Annotated in this window: 19 protein-coding genes; 6 read left to right on the top strand and 13 right to left on the bottom strand. The window is 61.2% G+C overall.

Annotated features, from left to right (window positions below):
• Nucleotides 1-219, top strand: a 219-nt coding sequence (locus tag AFK24_RS31315; protein ID WP_205884850.1) for a hypothetical protein, incomplete at its 5' end; no start/stop codon positions are given.
• On the opposite strand, the gene AFK24_RS04430 is transcribed toward AFK24_RS31315, so the two are convergent.
• The 9 genes from AFK24_RS04430 to arsC form a co-directional block, all read right to left on the bottom strand.
• The gene (locus tag AFK24_RS04430; protein WP_065832083.1) at nt 208-1,452 is read right to left on the bottom strand and encodes an NAD(P)/FAD-dependent oxidoreductase; all 1,245 of its coding nucleotides are present in this window, start codon (nt 1,450-1,452) and stop codon (nt 208-210) included. The two genes, AFK24_RS31315 and AFK24_RS04430, sit on opposite strands and share 12 nt — an antisense overlap.
• Nucleotides 1,449-1,685 (bottom strand): (2Fe-2S)-binding protein, encoded by a 237-nt coding sequence (locus AFK24_RS04425; protein ID WP_065832082.1) that lies wholly within the window; start codon nt 1,683-1,685, stop codon nt 1,449-1,451. Before AFK24_RS04425 ends, AFK24_RS04430 begins: the two co-directional genes overlap by 4 nt.
• Nucleotides 1,678-2,799: an NAD(P)/FAD-dependent oxidoreductase gene (locus AFK24_RS04420; RefSeq protein ID WP_065832081.1), complete on the bottom strand. Its 1,122-nt coding sequence runs from the start codon at nt 2,797-2,799 to the stop codon at nt 1,678-1,680. The genes AFK24_RS04425 and AFK24_RS04420 overlap by 8 nt, the downstream gene beginning before the upstream one ends.
• Complete coding sequence (locus AFK24_RS04415) at nt 2,796-3,728, bottom strand: 4-hydroxyproline epimerase (RefSeq protein WP_065832080.1); 933 nt, start codon at nt 3,726-3,728, stop codon at nt 2,796-2,798. The genes AFK24_RS04420 and AFK24_RS04415 overlap by 4 nt, the downstream gene beginning before the upstream one ends.
• 98 nt (nt 3,729-3,826) lie before the next feature.
• Entirely contained in the window at nt 3,827-4,498 is a 672-nt protein-coding gene (locus tag AFK24_RS04410) for a GntR family transcriptional regulator (RefSeq protein ID WP_065832088.1), read from the bottom strand.
• 99 nt (nt 4,499-4,597) lie between these two features.
• A complete protein-coding gene (locus AFK24_RS04405) occupies nt 4,598-5,269 on the bottom strand; it encodes a DNA-3-methyladenine glycosylase I (RefSeq protein WP_065832079.1) in 672 nt (223 codons plus the stop codon).
• A gap of 31 nt (nt 5,270-5,300) precedes the next feature.
• A complete protein-coding gene (locus AFK24_RS04400; protein WP_065832078.1) occupies nt 5,301-5,717 on the bottom strand; it encodes a DUF2069 domain-containing protein in 417 nt (138 codons plus the stop codon).
• Complete coding sequence (gene wrbA, locus AFK24_RS04395; RefSeq protein WP_065832077.1) at nt 5,710-6,315, bottom strand: NAD(P)H:quinone oxidoreductase; 606 nt, start codon at nt 6,313-6,315, stop codon at nt 5,710-5,712. The genes AFK24_RS04400 and wrbA overlap by 8 nt, the downstream gene beginning before the upstream one ends.
• Entirely contained in the window at nt 6,312-6,665 is a 354-nt protein-coding gene (gene arsC / locus AFK24_RS04390) for an arsenate reductase (glutaredoxin) (protein WP_065832076.1), read from the bottom strand. Before arsC ends, wrbA begins: the two co-directional genes overlap by 4 nt.
• Before the next feature lie 118 nt (nt 6,666-6,783).
• Between arsC and AFK24_RS04385 the strand changes: the two genes are divergently transcribed.
• Nucleotides 6,784-7,251, top strand: a complete 468-nt coding sequence (locus tag AFK24_RS04385) for a TlpA family protein disulfide reductase (protein WP_065832087.1) — start codon at nt 6,784-6,786, stop codon at nt 7,249-7,251.
• A 197-nt stretch (nt 7,252-7,448) separates the two neighbouring features.
• On the opposite strand, the gene AFK24_RS04380 is transcribed toward AFK24_RS04385, so the two are convergent.
• The 4 genes from AFK24_RS04380 to AFK24_RS04365 all read right to left on the bottom strand — a co-directional run bounded on the left by AFK24_RS04380 (nt 7,449) and on the right by AFK24_RS04365 (nt 12,231).
• Nucleotides 7,449-7,853: an META domain-containing protein gene (locus AFK24_RS04380; protein ID WP_065832075.1), complete on the bottom strand. Its 405-nt coding sequence runs from the start codon at nt 7,851-7,853 to the stop codon at nt 7,449-7,451.
• Nucleotides 7,850-8,287 carry a hypothetical protein gene (locus AFK24_RS04375; RefSeq protein ID WP_065832074.1) on the bottom strand — a complete coding sequence of 146 codons (438 nt, stop codon included), beginning with the start codon at nt 8,285-8,287 and terminating at the stop codon, nt 7,850-7,852. Before AFK24_RS04375 ends, AFK24_RS04380 begins: the two co-directional genes overlap by 4 nt.
• A gap of 54 nt (nt 8,288-8,341) precedes the next feature.
• Entirely contained in the window at nt 8,342-9,331 is a 990-nt protein-coding gene (locus tag AFK24_RS04370) for a 2-hydroxyacid dehydrogenase (RefSeq protein ID WP_065832073.1), read from the bottom strand.
• A 146-nt stretch (nt 9,332-9,477) separates the two neighbouring features.
• Entirely contained in the window at nt 9,478-12,231 is a 2,754-nt protein-coding gene (locus AFK24_RS04365) for a response regulator (protein ID WP_065832072.1), read from the bottom strand.
• 216 nt (nt 12,232-12,447) lie between these two features.
• Between AFK24_RS04365 and AFK24_RS04360 the strand changes: the two genes are divergently transcribed.
• The 4 genes from AFK24_RS04360 to rlmD all read left to right on the top strand — a co-directional run bounded on the left by AFK24_RS04360 (nt 12,448) and on the right by rlmD (nt 17,361).
• Nucleotides 12,448-13,179: a response regulator transcription factor gene (locus tag AFK24_RS04360; protein ID WP_065832071.1), complete on the top strand. Its 732-nt coding sequence runs from the start codon at nt 12,448-12,450 to the stop codon at nt 13,177-13,179.
• The gene (locus tag AFK24_RS04355) at nt 13,172-14,536 is read left to right on the top strand and encodes a sensor histidine kinase (protein WP_065832070.1); all 1,365 of its coding nucleotides are present in this window, start codon (nt 13,172-13,174) and stop codon (nt 14,534-14,536) included. Before AFK24_RS04360 ends, AFK24_RS04355 begins: the two co-directional genes overlap by 8 nt.
• Nucleotides 14,537-15,103: 567 nt before the next feature.
• Nucleotides 15,104-16,006: a cysteine synthase CysM gene (gene cysM, locus AFK24_RS04350; RefSeq protein ID WP_065832069.1), complete on the top strand. Its 903-nt coding sequence runs from the start codon at nt 15,104-15,106 to the stop codon at nt 16,004-16,006.
• Nucleotides 16,006-17,361 (top strand): 23S rRNA (uracil(1939)-C(5))-methyltransferase RlmD, encoded by a 1,356-nt coding sequence (gene rlmD, locus AFK24_RS04345; protein ID WP_065832068.1) that lies wholly within the window; start codon nt 16,006-16,008, stop codon nt 17,359-17,361. Before cysM ends, rlmD begins: the two co-directional genes overlap by 1 nt.
• Nucleotides 17,362-17,519: the final 158 nt, after the last annotated feature.

Here is a 17,519-nt window from a genome sequence, read left to right as displayed (position 1 = left end):
GAAGCGAACGTGCAAGCGCTGAGGATCTTCGCCACCAGACCCGATGCCTTCCCGGACAAGTCCGGTCCTACCGAGCCCTGCACAACCCGGCAGGAGGGGACTTGTCCCCGAAGAGGCCAGTACATCCGAAATAATTTCGGAGTCAGTGATACTGCCTTCGCGGGCAAGGTGGATCGCCACCCCGGTCGCTCCAACGAAATCAGCCGATTACGGATCTAATGCCATCAACGTCTCCACCCGCGCCGGGCTGAAGGGCGGGCGTGCTGCGGGCGGTTCCCAGCCGAACAGGGTTTGCGTGGCCGTCGAGCAGATGCGGCCCTGGCACGCGCCCATGCCGCAGCGGGTGGCGAGTTTGGCGTGTTTCCAGTCGGAATGCCCAGCCAGCGCAGCGTAGGAAACGTCCTCACAACGGCACACCAAGGTCTGCGGCTCGGCGAGGTTTTTGATCGCGGGATCAAGGGCGAAACTGCGCCGCAACGCATCGGCAAAACGCTGCCAGCGCTGACGTTGCGGCCACAGCGCTTGCGCCTGTTGCTGCAAACCCATGGCCGCCAAACCGGCGATGCGACCCTCCACCAGCGCCAGTTCGCTGCCACCAAAACCGGTGCATTCCCCCGCCGCGTAATGATGCTCCAGGCGGGTCTCCTGCCATTCATCCACGACAATGGCGCGCTCAACCACCTCGCAGCCCAAGGCTTGACCCAATTCGACGTTGGGCACCAAACCAAAGCCGCAGGCCAGACGTTCACAGGGAATTTCTTCGATCCGTTTGCCAGTCTGGATGCGCACGCCTTCCAGGTGATTCGTGCCCAGCGCGGCGATCACATGGCTACCCGCGCGATAGTGTCGGTCAAACAGCCCGACCGCCTGCCAGGCCTTGTTCGGCCATTGCCACAGACTCGCAGCGAAACCGGCCAGCGCAGTCAGCGAAGCCTGCTCAGCAATGCGTAACACCTGCGCGCCTTTGGCGTTGGCGGTCGCCGCACTTGCCAGCAACAACGGCCCGCTGCCTGCGATCACAATTCGTTGGTCCTTCACCGCAAGGCCACCTTTGATCAAGGCTTGCAGACCACCGGCCCCGGTGACGCCTGGCAAGGTCCAGCCGGGGAAGGGCAGTAGCAATTCACGGGCGCCGGTGCACAGGATCAGTTTTTCGTAGTTGATCAACCCGCCGCGCTCGGCGTTTTCCACCAGCAGTTGCCGGGGACCGCCACGGGCGATGACCTTGCAGGCGCTGTGCAGACTGATGTTGGCAAAGGCCTGCAACTCGTCACGCATTGATCGCGCCTGCGCGGGAATACCTGCCTGCGGGCCGTCACGCCAGATTTGTCCGCCGGGCAACGGGTTGTCATCGATCAATGTAATGCGCGCGCCGCCGGGAGCCGCCGCAAGCGCCGCCGCCAATCCTGCCGGACCCGCGCCGATGATCAATAGATCGACTGATTCGTTCATGGCAGTGTCTCCACATTCATGCCGTCCTGGCATAACGTCTGACACGCCAAACGGCGTTTGCCGTCGATGCTGACCCTGCATTCCTGACAAATCCCCATGCCGCACAACGGCGCACGTCGTTGACCGCTCACAGAGGTGCGGCTGCAACCGTCGCCGATCAAGTCCAGCGCTGCGGCCACGGATGTGCCGGGAATGACCTCAAGCAGGCGGCCATCAATACTCAATTCAGGCATGGGCGGTGGCTCCGATGAAACGTTGCGGCAGATAAGCGTCAACCGGCAGCGGCGAAGGTTTGCGCAACAGTTGTGCGGCCAGCAAGTGCGCAGTGCCGGGCGCAGTGGTAACGCCCAGGCCTTCATGGCCGACCGCCAGCCATAGGCCGGGTTGTCGGGGATGTTCGCCGATCAACGGTAAGCCGTCCGGAGTGGCGGCGCGAAAGCCGGTCCAGCTGCGAATCGCTGTCATCTGGCTCAGGCCTGGCAGGAACTCACTGGCCCGACGCAGCATGCGGCCGAGCATCCAGCCTTCAACCTCGGCGTCCTGATTATCGAATTGCCGGGAGGAACCGACGAACAGCTGGCCGGTGGGCCGCTGTTGCACGTTGAACGCCACAGACGGGCCAGTCGCGTTATGGGCGCTGGTGACGTAGCCCAGTTCCACCAACGTGTGGCGGATCTGGATCGGATAGCGATCAGTGATCAGCAAGTGACCTTTTTTGCCGTGCAGCGGCAGTTCCGGGCATAACTCGCTGGCGTAGATGCCGTTGGCGAGGACCACCGCCGTGGCACTCAGCCATTGGCCGTCGGCAAGGCGCAGCCGATTACCTTGCACCTCGGTGACCTGCGCCGTGCGTTGGCGGATACGCGGCCCATGCCGTTGCAACAGCCAGCGCGCGGCATTCGGCGCGTACAGGATCCCATCGCCGCTGACCTTCAAGGCGCCATGCAGGCCGTTGCGCAACGCGGGTTCCGCGTCGGCCACGGCTTGTGCGCCAAGCAACTCGCAGCTCATGCCGTAATCCAGCAAGGTCTGTTGTTTGCCTCGTGCAGCGTCCATTTCTTCGGCATTGCAGGCCAGCCACAGCGTGCCGTTGGTGCGCATGGCGCAATCTTCCGGCAATTGCGGAGCGAGTTCGCGCCAGGCACGCACCGAATATTCGCTAAGGGCCAGTTCGTCGCGATTGTCGTCCAGCACCACCAGATGGCCCATGCCTGCGGCGGTCGCGGCGGGTCGATTGCAATCGAGCACCAGCACGTCAAGGCCTTGGCCGGCGAGCTCGTCAGCGCAGGCCGCGCCGATAATGCCGCCGCCAATGATGATCACATCGGCTGCCCGCTCCGCCGTCACGGGCAAATGCCCCAGGCGAACGGATCGTCGCTGGCCAGCAGCAACGTCGCTTCAGCGCTGATGTGGGCGCGGCCACGAATAGTCGGCACCACGCGCTCGCCCTGCCATTCATAGAAGCCTTCGAACTGGCTGCCAATCACGCTGGCCTGGCGCCAGATTTGCCCCGGTGCGAGTTTGCCATCGGCCGCCAGACACGCCAGTTTGGCGCTGGTACCGGTGCCGCAGGGCGAGCGGTCATAAGCTTTGCCGGGGCACAGCACGAAGTTGCGGCTGTCGGCGTGATCGTCGTCGGCGAACAGCTCGATGTGATCGATTTCGCCACCGTCTTCGCCAAGAATGCGCTGGGATTCCAGGGCCTGACGCACCGCCCAGGTATACGCCGTGAGCGCGTCGAGATTGTCGCTGCTGATCGATAGGCCGTGTTCGGCAATCAGGAAAAACCAGTTGCCGCCCCAGGCAATGTCACCGGTGACGCTGCCGATGCCCGGCACTTCGATGCTCACCGCTTTGCGATAGCGATACGACGGCACGTTTTGCACGCTGACCGAACCGTCGTCATGCAGCGTGGCTTCAACCGTGCCCACCGGGGTTTCGATGCGATGCACACCCGCGTTGATCCGCCCCAGATGCGCGAGCGAGACCACGAGTCCGATGGTGCCGTGGCCGCACATGCCGAGATAGCCGCTGTTATTGAAGAAAATCACACCCGCGCAGGCGCTCGGGTCAACCGGTTCGCAGAGCAGCGCACCGACCAGCACGTCGCTGCCGCGCGGTTCCAGTACGGTTGCGGCGCGCCAGTCATCGTGCTGTTCGGCAAGGATCTGCCGGCGTTCGGCCATGCTGCCGGTGCCCAGCTCGGGGAAGCCTTCCAGCACCAGCCGCGTCGGTTCGCCGCCGGTGTGGGAGTCGAGGATGCGGATGCGTTTCATCAGGTCACCTGCCGTTGAGAGACGACTACAGGGTGACGCTGACATTGCCGACGGTCTTGAAGGATTTCACCGATGCCGATGACGAAATCGGCACAGCGTCAGACTTCGTGTATCGACTCGTTGGGCAGGTGTGCATACAGCTCGCGGCACACGCCAATGATGTGGTGATCGATCAGTTCGGCGGCTTTGTCCACGTTGCGTTCGGCACAGGCCTGGAGAATCTCCCGGTGTTCCTGATCGGCGCGCAACTTGCCTTCGGCGAAGCTCATTTGCAGGCGCAGGTAGCGTTCGACCTTGTCGTGGATCGAGCGAATCAGGTTGAGCAGAAACGGTCGCTCGGCTGCTTCATACAGGCAGGTGTGAAATGCCCAGTTGAGTTCTGCCCAACGTCCTACGTTGTCGTCGGTCATGAACTCATCGCAGATAGCCAGTGCCCGTTTGATGTGGTCCTCGGTCATCTTCGGCACTGCCAGGCGAATCGCCTGGACCTCCAGCAGCACTCGCACTTCGAAGATCTGCGCCAGCTCCGGCTCGGAAATCCGCGTCACCACCGCGCCCTTGTTACGCTGGAATTGCACCAATCCTTCGGCCTCCAGGCGTTTCAGGGCTTCGCGCACCGGAATCTTGCTGACGTTGAAGACCTTGGCGATGTCGTCCTGACGAATCGGCTCGTCCTCAGCGAAATGCCCGGAAATAATGGCTTCGCGCAGGTGTTTGGCAATGACCTCGGACGCCGAAGGGGCGACACCGAGGTTGGGAGCGTCAGGCAAGAGAAGGGGCACGCAGATGACTCATGTTGGGTTGACTGGCGGATATGGTATACGAAGCGCGCGATGGCGAGCGCTTCTCTCTGAGTCCGCTTGAAAAAATCAGTGGTTGACGGTAAACGCCAGCATCGCCGAAAGCTGGCACAGCGGCCGCCCGCTTTCGCCGTGCCACTGATTGAACACTTGCTGGACGATGGCCTGATCGCGTTTGCTGGTCGGCACTTTGTCGACGATTTTTTGCGCGTTCAAGGCGGCAACAACGTCCCAGGTCGGGATGAAAGTGTCTTTGCCGACCATGCGCAGGAAGCGCGGCGTGGAAAGTCCGCCCATCTGGTTGCCATGTTTGGCGATGTACTGCCATAGCCCGGTGATGTCATCCACCGGCCATTGGGCGATGAACTGGCCGAAGCTGCCGTGTTCCTGCTCGATGTCCAGAATCAGCTGCGCGTTGCGCGGCACGCTCTTGAGCTTGCCCAAGTGGCGAATGATCCGCGCATCCTGCATCAGGCGCTCCAGATGGTCGGCGCCCATCAGCACGACCTTTTCCGGATCGAAGCCGTAGAACACTTCTTCGAACGCCGGCCATTTCGAGTCCACCAGGCTGTGCTTCAAACCGGCACGAAACACCCGCAAGGCCATGGTCGACAGATAACGGTCGGCGCTGATGGCTTGCAGTTGTTTGGCGGTCTTGGGTGTCGGCAGATGTGCTTCCAGGGCTTTCGCTGAGCCGAAACGGTTCAGGCAATACTCATTCAGCCATTTGTAGTCTTGCATTCATGCTCCAACGCACGGGTCTGGGTAAACCTCAGACCGAACCTTCACCCGCAAGTTTGCGGTTGTATTGAAAACGCCAGCGCACGTACAGCAACGCGCTGGTGAACACGGCCAGGCTGGCGAGCATTTCCAGCACGCCGAACACCGAACGGTTTGGATCGTAAGCCGCCAGCGCACCCTTGATGAAGTACAGATTGACCACGAAGCAGGTCCAGGAATGGCTGCGCGTGTTGCCGACCAGCATGCCGGGGGCAAGCAACAGCAAGGGCACCAGTTCGATGATCAGGATGACCCACGGACGCGCGCCGTGCAGATCGGCGACAAACAGGTAATAACCGGTCAGCAGGGCGATCAAACCCAAAAAGCAGATCAGGCTGACGACCCGGCTGATGCGTACTCTGGGTTCGAGCCACTCCAGCGCGGGAAGGATCTTCGGCCGTTTAGCCACGAGGCGTCTCCAGCAACTGTGCGGTTTTCGCCAGTCGTTGGCCCAACGCGCGACACAGTTCGGTTTCATGCTTGTCCAACGGACGCTTGCCGTCGGCTCCGGCGTGGTGGCTGGCGCCGTACGGGGTGCCGCCGCCGCTGGTTTCCACCAGCGCCGATTCACTGTAAGGCAGGCCGGTGATCAGCATGCCGTGGTGCAGCAATGGCAGCAACATCGACATCAGCGTGGTTTCCTGACCGCCGTGCAGGCTGGCGGTGGAGGTGAACACGCTGGCGGGTTTGCCAACCAGTGCGCCGGTCAGCCACAGGTTGCTGGTGCCATCGAGGAAATACTTGAGCGGCGCGGCCATGTTGCCAAAGCGCGTCGGGCTGCCCAAGGCCAGGCCGGAGCAGTTCTTCAGGTCATCGAGGCTGGCATACAGCGCGCCGCTTTCCGGGATGCTCGGTGCCACGGCTTCACATTCGGTGGAAATCGCCGGCACTGTGCGCAGACGCGCTTCCATGCCACCGGCTTCGATGCCGCGTCCGATCTGCCGGGCCATTTCGCTGGTCGAGCCGTTGCGGCTGTAGAACAGAACCAGAATATAAGGCGCGCTCACGGCAGGATCTCCAATACGTTTTCCGGTGGGCGGCCGATTGCTGCCTTGTCGCCAGCGATCAGGATAGGGCGCTCGATCAGTTTTGGATGAGCAGCCATGGCGGCGATCAAATCGTCGTCGCTGAGGCTTTTATCGCCGAGATTGAGGGCTTTGTAGTCGTCCTCGCCAGTGCGCAGCAGTTGCCGGGCGCCGATGCGCAGCTTGGCCAATAGCTCGCGCAATTGCGCGGCATCGGGCGGCGTTTCGAGATACAGCAGGATGGTCGGGCTCAGGCCGCGGGCTTGCAGCAGTTCCAGCGCACCGCGGGATTTGGAACAGCGCGGGTTGTGATAAAGCGTCAGATCGGTCATTTGCAGGTCGCATCTTGCGTAAGGTGGCGGCTATTCTACCCGTGTGATGGCACTGGCTGAACATGGGGTGGTGATCGGTCGCAGGTTTGGCTCTGATTCGAAGGCAGTGGGGGAAAACATGGCAAGGCGATTGGCAGCAATAGCGATGATTGTCGGCAGCCTGTTGCTGGGCGGCTGCGGCGCGGATCTGGGCGTGGACCAGAATGGCCAGAAAGTGGCGAGCAATCGCATCGACAAGCATTGGCTGGTCATCAACTACTGGGCCGAGTGGTGCGGTCCGTGCCGCACGGAAATCCCGGAACTCAATGCCTTGTCCGAGCAGCTCAAGGATCAACAGGTTAGCGTGCTGGGGGTCAACTTCGACAACCTGCAAGGCGAAGACCTGAAAACGGCTACCAACGCGTTGGGTATCAAGTTCACTGTCCTGGCCCAGGACCCCGCCGAACGCTACGAACTGCCGCCCAGCGAAGCCTTGCCGGTGACGTACATCATCGACGACAAGGGCAAGCTGCGTGAGCAACTGCTGGGCGAACAAACCTCGGCCGGTGTTGCGCAGCGTTTGAAGGCGTTGCGTGGGGAGGGATAGCTCCAACGCCATCCTGTGGGAGCGAGGCTTGCCCGCGAATCAGGCGCCTCGGTGGGCCAGATATACCGCGTGATTGTTCATATCCCGTAGGACCGGCTTCAGCCGGGAGGAGTCAGGTACATTCACAACAGTTGCGTCGTCAGACCTTGCGCCCTCCCGGCTGAAGCCGGTCCTACGATCGCTATGTGCTATCTCAATCAGCTCTCTTCCCAAAACCGCAGTGGCTTGCCTTCGGCGGGCCACAGGCGCAGTTGGTCGATGGGTGAGATGTCCCAGCGCTGGACTTTGTCCAATGCCTGCAGGAAACGTTGTTCCTGTTCCATCAAGGCCGGCGTGCAGAGTTTGCGGGTGCTGCCCACGGGGCCGAAGTTGATGCTTTTTTCGTCCAGGGTGTACGACGCGAACCAATGGTTGCAGCCGCCCGTGCCGTAGGCGCGACCGTCCGCGCCGAGGGTCATGGTCAAATGGCTGCTGTCGATCAGCGGCCGTTCACCGATCCATTCCAGCACGTAGCTTTGATCCTGTTTGATGGGCAGCGGCTGAGCCGCGCAGCCGACCAGCATCGCGCTGCCAACCAGCCCCAGGAAAGCGAGCGGTTTCATGCGGCTTTCTCCTGGCACTTCTTGCACAAGTGTTTCTCGCCGACGGTTTTCCAACCCAGCTCGGCAATGCGTGCAGCGGCAGCCGGTTTTTGCGCCGAGACACCCTGTTTGGCGTCAACCATGAACTCGAAATCCAGCACGGTAGTGCAACTGTCGCAGTTGACCTTCCACTGATGGATCGCCAGCTCGTCGAACACCGGACCGCTGGCCACGGCAATCCATTGGCCGGGCGGGTTGATCAAGTGCCGAACCTTGGCGACAGTCAGGCGCATGTGCAGGGTTTTGCTGCCCTTGATGGTCACCAGCAACTGATCGTTGTCGTGAATCGAGCCGCCATTACCGGTGACTTGATAGCGACCGGGCGCCAGGGTGCGGCACTCGGTCAGGGTGTGTTGCGGGTTGAGCATGCTGTAGCGAAAATCGTGTTCGGCCATGGGGTCCTCCAAATTGCGCGCATCCTAACATGCGTTCGATGCGCGCTGTCCCTGTTAACCGACCACCAGATTCTGCGCAGCGCCATTGGCCCAGGCGGCGATGTTGTCCAGCGTGGTCTGCGCGATGGCGCCCAGCGCTTCCTGAGTCAGAAAGGCCTGATGAGCGGTAATGATCACGTTGGGAAAGGTCAGCAAACGGGCCAGGACATCGTCTTGCAGCGGCAGGTCGGAGCGGTCTTCGAAGAACAGCAACGCTTCTTCTTCATAGACGTCGAGCCCCAGATAGCCCAGTTGTCCGCTTTTCAGCGACTCGATCAGTGCGGGGGTATCGACCAGCGCGCCGCGTCCGGTATTGATCAGCATCGCCCCGGTTTGCAGGGTCGCCAGCGACGCTTCATTTATAAGGTGCCGGGTTTGCTCGGTCAGCGGGCAATGCAGGCTGATGATCTGCGCCTGGGCCAGCAGTTGCGGCAGGCTCACGTATTCGGCACCCAACGCCTGCACCTGTGGATTGGGGTATGGATCGTAGGCCAGCAGCTTGCAGCCGAAACCCGCCATGATTTTTGCGAAGGTCGCGCCGATCTGCCCGGTGCCGACGATGCCCACGGTCTTGCCAACCAGGTCAAAACCGGTCAATCCGTGCAGGCTGAAATCCCCTTCGCGGGTGCGGTTGTAGGCGCGGTGCAGGTGGCGATTCAGAGCGAGAATCAACGCGACGGCATGCTCGGCCACGGCATGGGGCGAGTAGGCCGGTACGCGAACCACGCTGATTCCCAGCTTCTGCGCGGTGGGCAGATCGACGTGGTTATAACCCGCCGAGCGCAAGGCAATCAGTTTTGTGCCGCCCTCCGCCAGGCGCTCCAGCACCGGCGCGCTCAAATCATCGTTGATGAACGCACACACCACCGGATGCTTGTGGGCCAGCGCGGCGGTTTCCACAGTCAGGCGCGCCGGTTGAAAGTGCAGTTTCAGGTCGCCGGGCAGTTTCGCGGCGAGAAAGCTTTCGCGGTCGTAGGTCTGGCTGCTGAAAATAAGGGTGTGCATTAGGGTAGAGAGTTCCTTGGATTTGTGCGGACTGTGTGGGAGCGAGCTTGCTCGCGAAGGCCTTAAGTTTCAGGCTCGGAAGTTTTAATCGACTGCTCTATTCGCGAGCAAGCTCGCTCCCACCGATTGATCCCGGCAGCGCGCCTTCAAACACTCACCCGGGCCTCGATGGTCAGGCGGTTGATGGCTTTTTCCAGGTTGTCGAGAGCCTCATAGACTTCCGGAGCATTTTGCTTGAGCAAGGTTTCGCTGCGTTGACATGCGGCACGTAATTGCGGGACTCCGCAGTATCGAGTCGCGCCATGCAGGCGGTGGACCCTTTCGATAAGGCCGGCATGGTCATCCGTTTCACGTGCGGTGCGGATCGCTTCGCGGTCGCTTTCCAGGGAGGCCAGAAGCATGGCCAGCATGTCGGCCGCCAGATCGGGCTTGCCGGCGGCCAGGCGCAGGCCTTCTTCATTATCGAGGACGTCGAGATCTGCGCTGCTTCGGGCTTTCTCGGCGCGGGGTTCCGGCACCTGATTGCGCAGGGCCAGCCCGGTCCATTTGAGAACCACTTGGGCCAGTTGCCGCTCGCTGATGGGCTTGGTCAGGTAATCGTCCATGCCGCTTTGCAGCAGGGCGCGCTTCTCGTTGGCCATGGCGTGAGCCGTGAGGGCGACGATCGGCAGCGACGAGCTCTGGCGCTCGACTTCCCATGCGCGAATGGCTTCGGTGGCCTGGCGACCGTCCATTCCTGGCATCTGCACGTCCATCAGCACCAGATCAAAGGTGTCGGCCTGCACCGCCTGCAACGCGGCGTAGCCACTGTCGACGGCGACCACTTCTGCGCCCATGTCTTCCAGCAGCGTCTGTACCAGCAACAGGTTTGCCGGATTGTCGTCCACGCAAAGCAAGCGCGGTGGTCGGCTGGACAGCGGTTCGACGACATCACTGCGAATGACCTTGGGCGTGATCAGTTCGGACAGCGTGCGGCGAAGCTTGCGCGTGCAGACCGGTTTGGCCTGCAGTTGGGTATAGATATCCGGCACCGACAGTTGAAACAGCGCCTGTTCGGTGGTCGGGCACAGCACCAGAACTTTGCAGCCGAGGTTTTCCAGATCCCAGATGTGCTGGCGCAGGCGTTCCGGCGGCAGTTCGTGGGCAGTGATGCCCAGCACCGCGAGGCTGATGGCTGCCGGAGTCTGGTGCGCAGCGGTCACGCCGTTGAGCAGGTTTTCCAGATTATTGAACACCAGCGTGTCCAGGCCACAGTCTTCGAGCTGGTGCTCCAGCGCCTGACGCGCCAGATCGTGGTGTTCCAGGACCGCGACGCGCAAGCCCAGCAACGGCAGCGCTGGCAAGTCTTCGATATCGTCCCGTGCCTTGGGCAGGTTGAGGCTGATCCAGAACTCCGAGCCTTCGCCCGGCGAGCTGTCCACGCCGATCTCGCCGCCCATCTGCTCGATCAGGCGTTTGGAAATCACCAGTCCCAGCCCGGTGCCGCCCGGTTGCCGGGACAACGAGTTGTCCGCCTGACTGAACGCCTGAAACAGCGCGCGCACATCCTGGCTGGAAAGGCCGATGCCGGTGTCCTGCACGCTGATGCGTAACTGTGCGCTGTCTTCGGTTTCGTCTTCGACCATGGCCCGCGCGACGATGGTGCCCTCGCGGGTGAACTTGATGGCGTTGCTGACCAGATTGGTCATGATCTGCTTGAGCCGTAACGGGTCGCCCAGCAACGACAGCGGCGTATCGCGATACACCAGACTCACCAGCTCAAGCTGCTTGGCGTGCGCGGCGGGGGCGAGAATGGTCAGGGTGTCTTGCAACAGATCGCGCAGGTTGAAAGGCACATTGTCGAGCACCAGCTTGCCGGCTTCGATCTTCGAGAAATCCAGAATCTCGTTGATGATGCTCAACAGGCTGTCGGCGGATTTTTCGATGGTGCCCAGGTAATCGAACTGGCGCGGGGTCAGCTCACTTTTCTGCAACAGATGGGTAAAACCCAGAATGCCATTGAGCGGTGTGCGAATTTCATGGCTCATGTTGGCGAGGAATTCGGACTTGATGCGGCTGGCTTCAAGGGCTTCCTTGCGGGCCAGATCCAGCTCGATGTTCTGGATTTCGATGGTTTCCAGATTCTGCCGGACGTCTTCGGTGGCCTGATCGATGCTGTGTTGCAGTTCTTCCTGAGCGTTCTGCAACGTGGCGGCCATGCGGTTGATGCCCGAAGCCAATTCGTCCAGTTCCAGACTGCCCAGCGGCGGCAGGCGGGTTTCCAGATTGCCGTCCTTGAGCTGGGCCACGGCCTGCTTGATGCGGCTGATGGGCACGTTGATCGTGCGGCTCATGCGCAATGCGAGCATGGCGGTGAGCGCCAGGCCGGCAGCGATCAGCAACAGGCTGGCAAACATGCTGCGATAACCGCGCAGCAAGGTGCCGGTGTGGGACAGTTCCAGCTCTACCCACCCCAGCAGGCGATCGGCTTCTTCGGGCACCATGGCGCCCGTCAAATGGCGTTGGCGGCCGAACACCGGCAACAAATAGCGCGTCGCATCGTTGCCCGAGCGCTGCAGCAGGTGCGTGGCGCTGCCGATGGGTGCTTCGTTGATCATGCTTGGCCCGGCATGGGCCAGGATCTCGCGTTCCGGGCTGAGGAATGACACCGAACGCACATCGGTCTGTTCCAGCGCCTGCACGGCGATGCGTTCCAGCAGCACCTTGTCGTTGCGACCCAGGGCGGGTGCCGCCAATGGCGCGAGGTCTTCGGAAATCATTTCCCCGCGCTGCAACAGCTGGTTTTGCAGGTCATGGAGCTGCATCCAGGTGAAATACCCGCCCAGCACCGCAGCCATGAGGCTGGCGGGCAGGATGGTCAGCAGCAGTACGCGGCCTTTGATGCCCAGCTTGTTCAGCACGCTTTTTCTCCAGCAGGCCAGGATGTCCAGACTCGGTTCAGCATCGGCGCAGGCCAATACTCACGCAGTGTAGCGATTTTGACCGCCTGCAATCTCGGCATCTTACAGCGCCACACGTCAGGCATGGACCTGCCATACGTCAACAACCCTCAGCCTGCTTGCTCATCACCCGTCAATCTTGAATAATCGGCGATTGAGAATTAGTCGCGAAAGATAATGAATCCCGAAACCATTCACCTCCCCAACATCCTGGTTATAGAAGACGACCCGGTACTCGGCGCTTATGTGCATGAGCAGTTGGGCCGGTGCGGTTTTCAGGTGACCTGGCAGCAGAACGGCAGCCAGGGGCTTGCCCAGGCGCAAAGCCAGCCATTTGACGTGGTGCTGATGGATATCCTGCTGCCGGGCATGAGCGGACTGGAAATCTTGACTCATCTGCGCCGCAGCCATAGCTTGCCGGTGATCCTGATGTCGGCATTGGGCGCGGAAACCGACCGCATTACCGGGTTTCGCAACGGCGCCGACGATTACCTGCCCAAACCGTTCAGCATGGCCGAGTTGCGCGTGCGCATCGAAGCGATCCTGCGCCGGGTCGCCCTGGAGCGCCGCCATGCGCCGGCTCCGGTGAAATTGCCGGGGCAGGGCAGTCGCGAGCTGGTGTTCGACGAGGCGCTTTGCGATGTCAGCTTTGAGCAACGTCGCGGCGATCTGACCCGCAGTGAATATCGCCTGCTGGAAACCCTGTGGCGTAATCCCGAAGACGTGCTGAGCAAACCCTTCCTTTATCAGCATGTGTTGCAGCGCGGTTATGCCCAGCATGATCGCAGCCTGGACATGCACATCAGCCAGATCCGCCGCAAGCTCAAGGGCATCGGCTATCTGGAACGACAGGTGCAGACGGTATGGGGCAAAGGTTATGTGCTGACCGCTGCACAAGCCGATGATTGAGTCCTTTTCCCGTCTGCCGGGCAAACATTCGCTGTTCTGGAAGCTGGCGTTCCTGCTGGTTGGTTTTTGCCTGTTGATGATCTGGCTGAGCTTGACCTGGGGTCACTACGCCGAAAAGCGTAACGCGTACCTGTCCGACGAGGCGCGCTACACCCTGACCGATTACGCCGCCGAGGCCGAACGTGCCTGGGTCACCGGGCAGCAGGCTGGCGTCGACGCCTGGCTGCAGCAGATCGGTCGCAGCGAAAGCGGCTGGGTCGGGGTGATCGGTGCTGATCTGCAATCGTTGAGCAGCTATCCGCTGAGCGAAGTCGACAGCCAGCACATGACGTTTCTGCGCGGCCTGGAATGGCCCACCAGCACTCGCTCGCGGACCACCCCCTGGCTGAAAATCCCGTTTCCCATGGACCCCACGGCGGGCAGCCTGGTCATTGAGTTGCCCAAACGCTTCGTGCCGGGCCGTTACGTGGTGCTCTGGCGGGTGCTGACCAATGGGGTGATTCCTGGGGTCTTTACCCTGCTGCTGTGCGTGGGGTTGTATCGCTTGCTGATCCAGCCGCTCAATCACCTGCGCGCCCAGGCCAACGCCTGGCATGCCGATCAACTGGCGCAGCGCTTGTCCAGCCAGATGACCAATCGTCAGGACGAACTGGGTGAATTGAGCCGCGCCTTCGATCAAATGGCCGAACGGCTGCACAGTACCGTCATCGTCCAGCAGCAACTGTTGCGCGACATGTCCCACGAATTGCGCACGCCATTGAGCCGCTTGCGGGTGGCTTGCGAGAGCGAGCAAAGCCTCGTTGATTTGCGGGGGCGACTGAGCCGTGAGGTGGACGGCATGCAGCGTCTGGTGGATGACACCTTGCAACTGGCCTGGCTCGACACCGAGCGCCAGCAACTGCCCAAGGAAGATATTCAGGTGCTGGCGCTCTGGGAAATGCTCGCCGAGAACGCCTGTTTCGAAAGCGGCTGGCCCGCCGCCCAGTTGCAATGCGATCTGGACGTCGATTGCTGGGTCCGGGGCCACCTCAATACCCTGGCCCAGGCGCTGGAAAACATTCTGCGCAACGCCATTCGTCATTCACCGCCGCAAGGCATCGTGCGCCTCAGTGGCAAGCATGACGGGGAGTTCTGGCAACTCTGGCTCGACGACCAAGGCGGCGGGGTGGACGAGCACGAACTGGAGCGAATATTTTCGCCATTCACCCGCCTGGACGGCTCGCGCCCCGGCAATGGCGGCTTCGGCCTCGGCCTGAGCATCGCCCGCAACTCCCTTGCGTTGCAGGGCGGAATGATGTGGGCGCAGAACATCGAGGGCGGGTTGCGGTTGAAGATGCGGTTGTTGGCGAAAGCTTGAAGCAACGACTGTCTGGCTCCTACGGAGCTGAGTGGCTTTTTGAATTAGGTGGCAACAACAGCATTTGCGGTGCGGCTTAATCCGGTTTCGCCCTGACGGTCGACCCCATTTTGTTTCGGCAAAATTGGGGGAAAACCATGTGCGCTGACGTCCGGCCCCTGCTTCGCAGGGGTTCCTTCGACTCCGGCACCGTGGTGAGGCGACGCGCCGACGGGCCATCCCTGGCCCAACGGCGCTCGCTCGGCATCCATGCCGAGCGCACCTCACCACGCCACCTGCGCTCAGCCTCCCGACGCGCGTTTGGCGGTGTCTTCCAAACCTCTGCATGGAAAAGCGAATCAAAAGCCCGAGCGGTTCTCGTTGGAGCGAGGCTTGCCCGCGAATGGAAATTCCAGTCGACCTATTCATCGCCTGATAATGACCTCCTCGCGGGCAAGCCTCGCTCCAACGCGCTGCGGCATACAGTCCTTATTCCATTTAGCGATATGCCCCGCACTTTGCGTGATATGGGGTTTTGGCGTTTGCCGTTATGATAGGCGCCCCCGCAGTCTGGATTGCGAATACGCCATGACCCTGCAGTACCCAACCATTGCCGATTGCGTCGGCAACACCCCGCTTGTGCGTCTGCAACGTATGGCGGGTGATACCAGTAATATTCTTCTGCTCAAGCTGGAGGGTAATAACCCGGCCGGGTCCGTGAAGGATCGTCCGGCGCTGTCGATGATTACTCGTGCCGAATTGCGCGGACAGATCCATCCCGGCGATACCTTGATCGAAGCAACATCCGGCAATACCGGCATCGCCCTGGCCATGGCTGCGGCGATCAAGGGTTACCGGATGATTCTGATCATGCCCGACAATTCCAGTGCCGAGCGCAAGGCGGCGATGACCGCCTATGGCGCCGAGTTGATCCTGGTCAGCAAGGAAGAGGGCATGGAAGGCGCCCGCGACCTGGCTGAACGCATGCAGAACGAAGGTCGCGGCAAGGTGCTCGACCAGTTCGCCAACGGCGATAATCCCGAGGCGCACTACACCAGCACCGGCCCGGAAATCTGGCGGCAGACCGGCGGCACCATCACGCATTTCGTCAGTTCGATGGGCACCACCGGCACCATCATGGGCGTTTCCCGTTACCTGAAAGAGCAGAATCCACAGGTGCAGATCGTCGGTCTGCAACCCATGGAAGGCGCCGCGATTCCGGGCATTCGTCGCTGGCCGGAAGAATACCTGCCGCGTATCTATCAGGCTGACCGGGTTGATCGCATTGTCGATATGGCCCAGGCCGAAGCCGAAGACACCATGCGTCGTCTGGCGCGCGAAGAAGGCATCTTCTGTGGCGTTTCCTCCGGCGGTGCGGTAGCGGGCATGTTGCGTCTGTCCCGTGAAGTCGAAAATGCGGTCATGGTCGCGATCATCTGTGACCGTGGCGACCGTTACTTGTCGACCGGCGTCTACGACGCACCCAACTGATGGCCAAACATGAAAGAGGCCTGCGCTTCCAACCAGCAGGCGGCGTCAAGGCGACGCAGATCCCCACCGGAAAAAAACAGCGGCTGACTATCGAGCGTCTGTCCAACGACGGGCGCGGAATCGCGTTTCTCGACGGGCGAACCTGGTTCGTCGCTGGCAGTCTGGCCGGTGAAGAAGTTGAAGCGCGAGTGCTCAACGCCCACGGCAAAGTCGTCGAAGCCCGCACCGAGCGGGTATTTAAACCTAGCGCCATGCGCCGTCCGGCACCTTGCGTGCATTTCGGCCGCTGCGGCGGCTGTAGCGTGCAGCATTTGCCCCACAGCGAACAGCTTGCCCTGAAACAGCGCATGCTCGCCGAGCAATTGCAGCGAGTGGCCGGTGTCGAGCCGCAAGAGTGGGCGGCGCCTTTGACCGGTGCCGAATTCGCCTACCGTCGACGCGCCCGGGTTGCGGTGCGCTGGGATGCCAAGGCCAAACGCCTGGATGTCGGTTTTCGGGCCGCTGCCAGTCAGGACATCGTTTCCATTGAACAATGCCCGGTGCTGGTACAGGCCTTGCAACCGATCATGATGCAATTGCCGGCGATGCTGAGAAGCTTCAGCAAACCGCAGGTGCTGGGTCATGTCGAGCTGTTCAGTGGTTCTTCCACGGCTGTATTGCTGCGCCACACCGCGCCGCTGGCCGATGCCGATCTGGCAACCCTGCAAACGTTCTGCAAAGACCATGACGCGCAACTCTGGCTGCATGGCGAAGGCGATCCGCAACCGACGGACGCTGCACAGGCTTTGGGCTATCGCCTGGAACCCTGGAATCTGGACCTGGCTTACCGGCCGGGAGACTTCATTCAGGTCAACGCGGCGATCAATACCGCGATGATCGAGCAGGCTCTGGACTGGCTCGCACCCAAGTCTGACGAGCGCGTTCTGGACCTGTTTTGTGGTCTGGGAAATTTTGCATTACCCCTGGCCCGACTGGCCCGGGAAGTGGTTGCAGTAGAAGGTGTCGCGACCATGGTCGAGCGTGCGTCGGCCAATGCAATGAGTAATGATCTGCACAACGTAGCCTTTTTTCAGGCGGATTTGTCCCAGCCGCTGGCACAAGCGAACTGGGCCGCAGAAGGCTTTTCTGCGGTACTCTTGGACCCGCCGCGTGACGGCGCTTTCGAGGTGGTACGCAAGCTCAAGGCACTAGGTGCCGAACGGTTGCTCTATGTGTCATGTAACCCGGCAACTTTGGCTCGCGATACTGTCGAATTGGTCAAACAGGGCTACCGATTAAAACGTGCCGGAATTCTCGATATGTTTCCACAGACAGCTCATGTCGAGGCGATGGCTTTATTTGAAGCGAGTAAGTGAGCAGCGGCTTAGGGAATTGAGTCAGCGGTTCACATGGAGTCTCGTTTAATCCGACTGGCCCGCGAATGCCAGTCCTTGCTTGCCCGGCAAGGAGTGTTCGCTCAAGAAGGCCAGCGACTGTAGGCGCTATTCATCGCGCCGTAGGGAAGGTAAGCGAC

The sequence above is a fragment of the Pseudomonas syringae genome (genome assembly GCF_001698815.1).
Classification (GTDB): Bacteria; Pseudomonadota; Gammaproteobacteria; order Pseudomonadales; family Pseudomonadaceae; genus Aquipseudomonas; species Aquipseudomonas syringae_A.
This window is presented reverse-complemented; position numbering and strand designations above follow the sequence as displayed.

Bases quoted from the DNA above. Each gene is read 5' to 3' on its own strand.
- AFK24_RS04405 (WP_065832079.1), bottom strand. From the start codon at position 5,269: ATGCAAGACTACAAATGGCTGAATGAGTATTGCCTGAACCGTTTCGGC.
- AFK24_RS04425 (WP_065832082.1), bottom strand. From the start codon at position 1,685: ATGCCTGAATTGAGTATTGATGGCCGCCTGCTTGAGGTCATTCCCGGC.
- AFK24_RS04375 (WP_065832074.1), bottom strand. From the start codon at position 8,287: ATGGCCGAACACGATTTTCGCTACAGCATGCTCAACCCGCAACACACC.
- cysM (WP_065832069.1), top strand. From the start codon at position 15,104: ATGACCCTGCAGTACCCAACCATTGCCGATTGCGTCGGCAACACCCCG.
- AFK24_RS04355 (WP_065832070.1), top strand. From the start codon at position 13,172: ATGATTGAGTCCTTTTCCCGTCTGCCGGGCAAACATTCGCTGTTCTGG.
- rlmD (WP_065832068.1), top strand. From the start codon at position 16,006: ATGGCCAAACATGAAAGAGGCCTGCGCTTCCAACCAGCAGGCGGCGTC.
- arsC (WP_065832076.1), bottom strand. From the start codon at position 6,665: ATGACCGATCTGACGCTTTATCACAACCCGCGCTGTTCCAAATCCCGC.
- AFK24_RS04385 (WP_065832087.1), top strand. From the start codon at position 6,784: ATGGCAAGGCGATTGGCAGCAATAGCGATGATTGTCGGCAGCCTGTTG.
- AFK24_RS04370 (WP_065832073.1), bottom strand. From the start codon at position 9,331: ATGCACACCCTTATTTTCAGCAGCCAGACCTACGACCGCGAAAGCTTT.
- AFK24_RS04415 (WP_065832080.1), bottom strand. From the start codon at position 3,728: ATGAAACGCATCCGCATCCTCGACTCCCACACCGGCGGCGAACCGACG.
- AFK24_RS04380 (WP_065832075.1), bottom strand. From the start codon at position 7,853: ATGAAACCGCTCGCTTTCCTGGGGCTGGTTGGCAGCGCGATGCTGGTC.
- AFK24_RS04360 (WP_065832071.1), top strand. From the start codon at position 12,448: ATGAATCCCGAAACCATTCACCTCCCCAACATCCTGGTTATAGAAGAC.
- AFK24_RS04430 (WP_065832083.1), bottom strand. From the start codon at position 1,452: ATGAACGAATCAGTCGATCTATTGATCATCGGCGCGGGTCCGGCAGGA.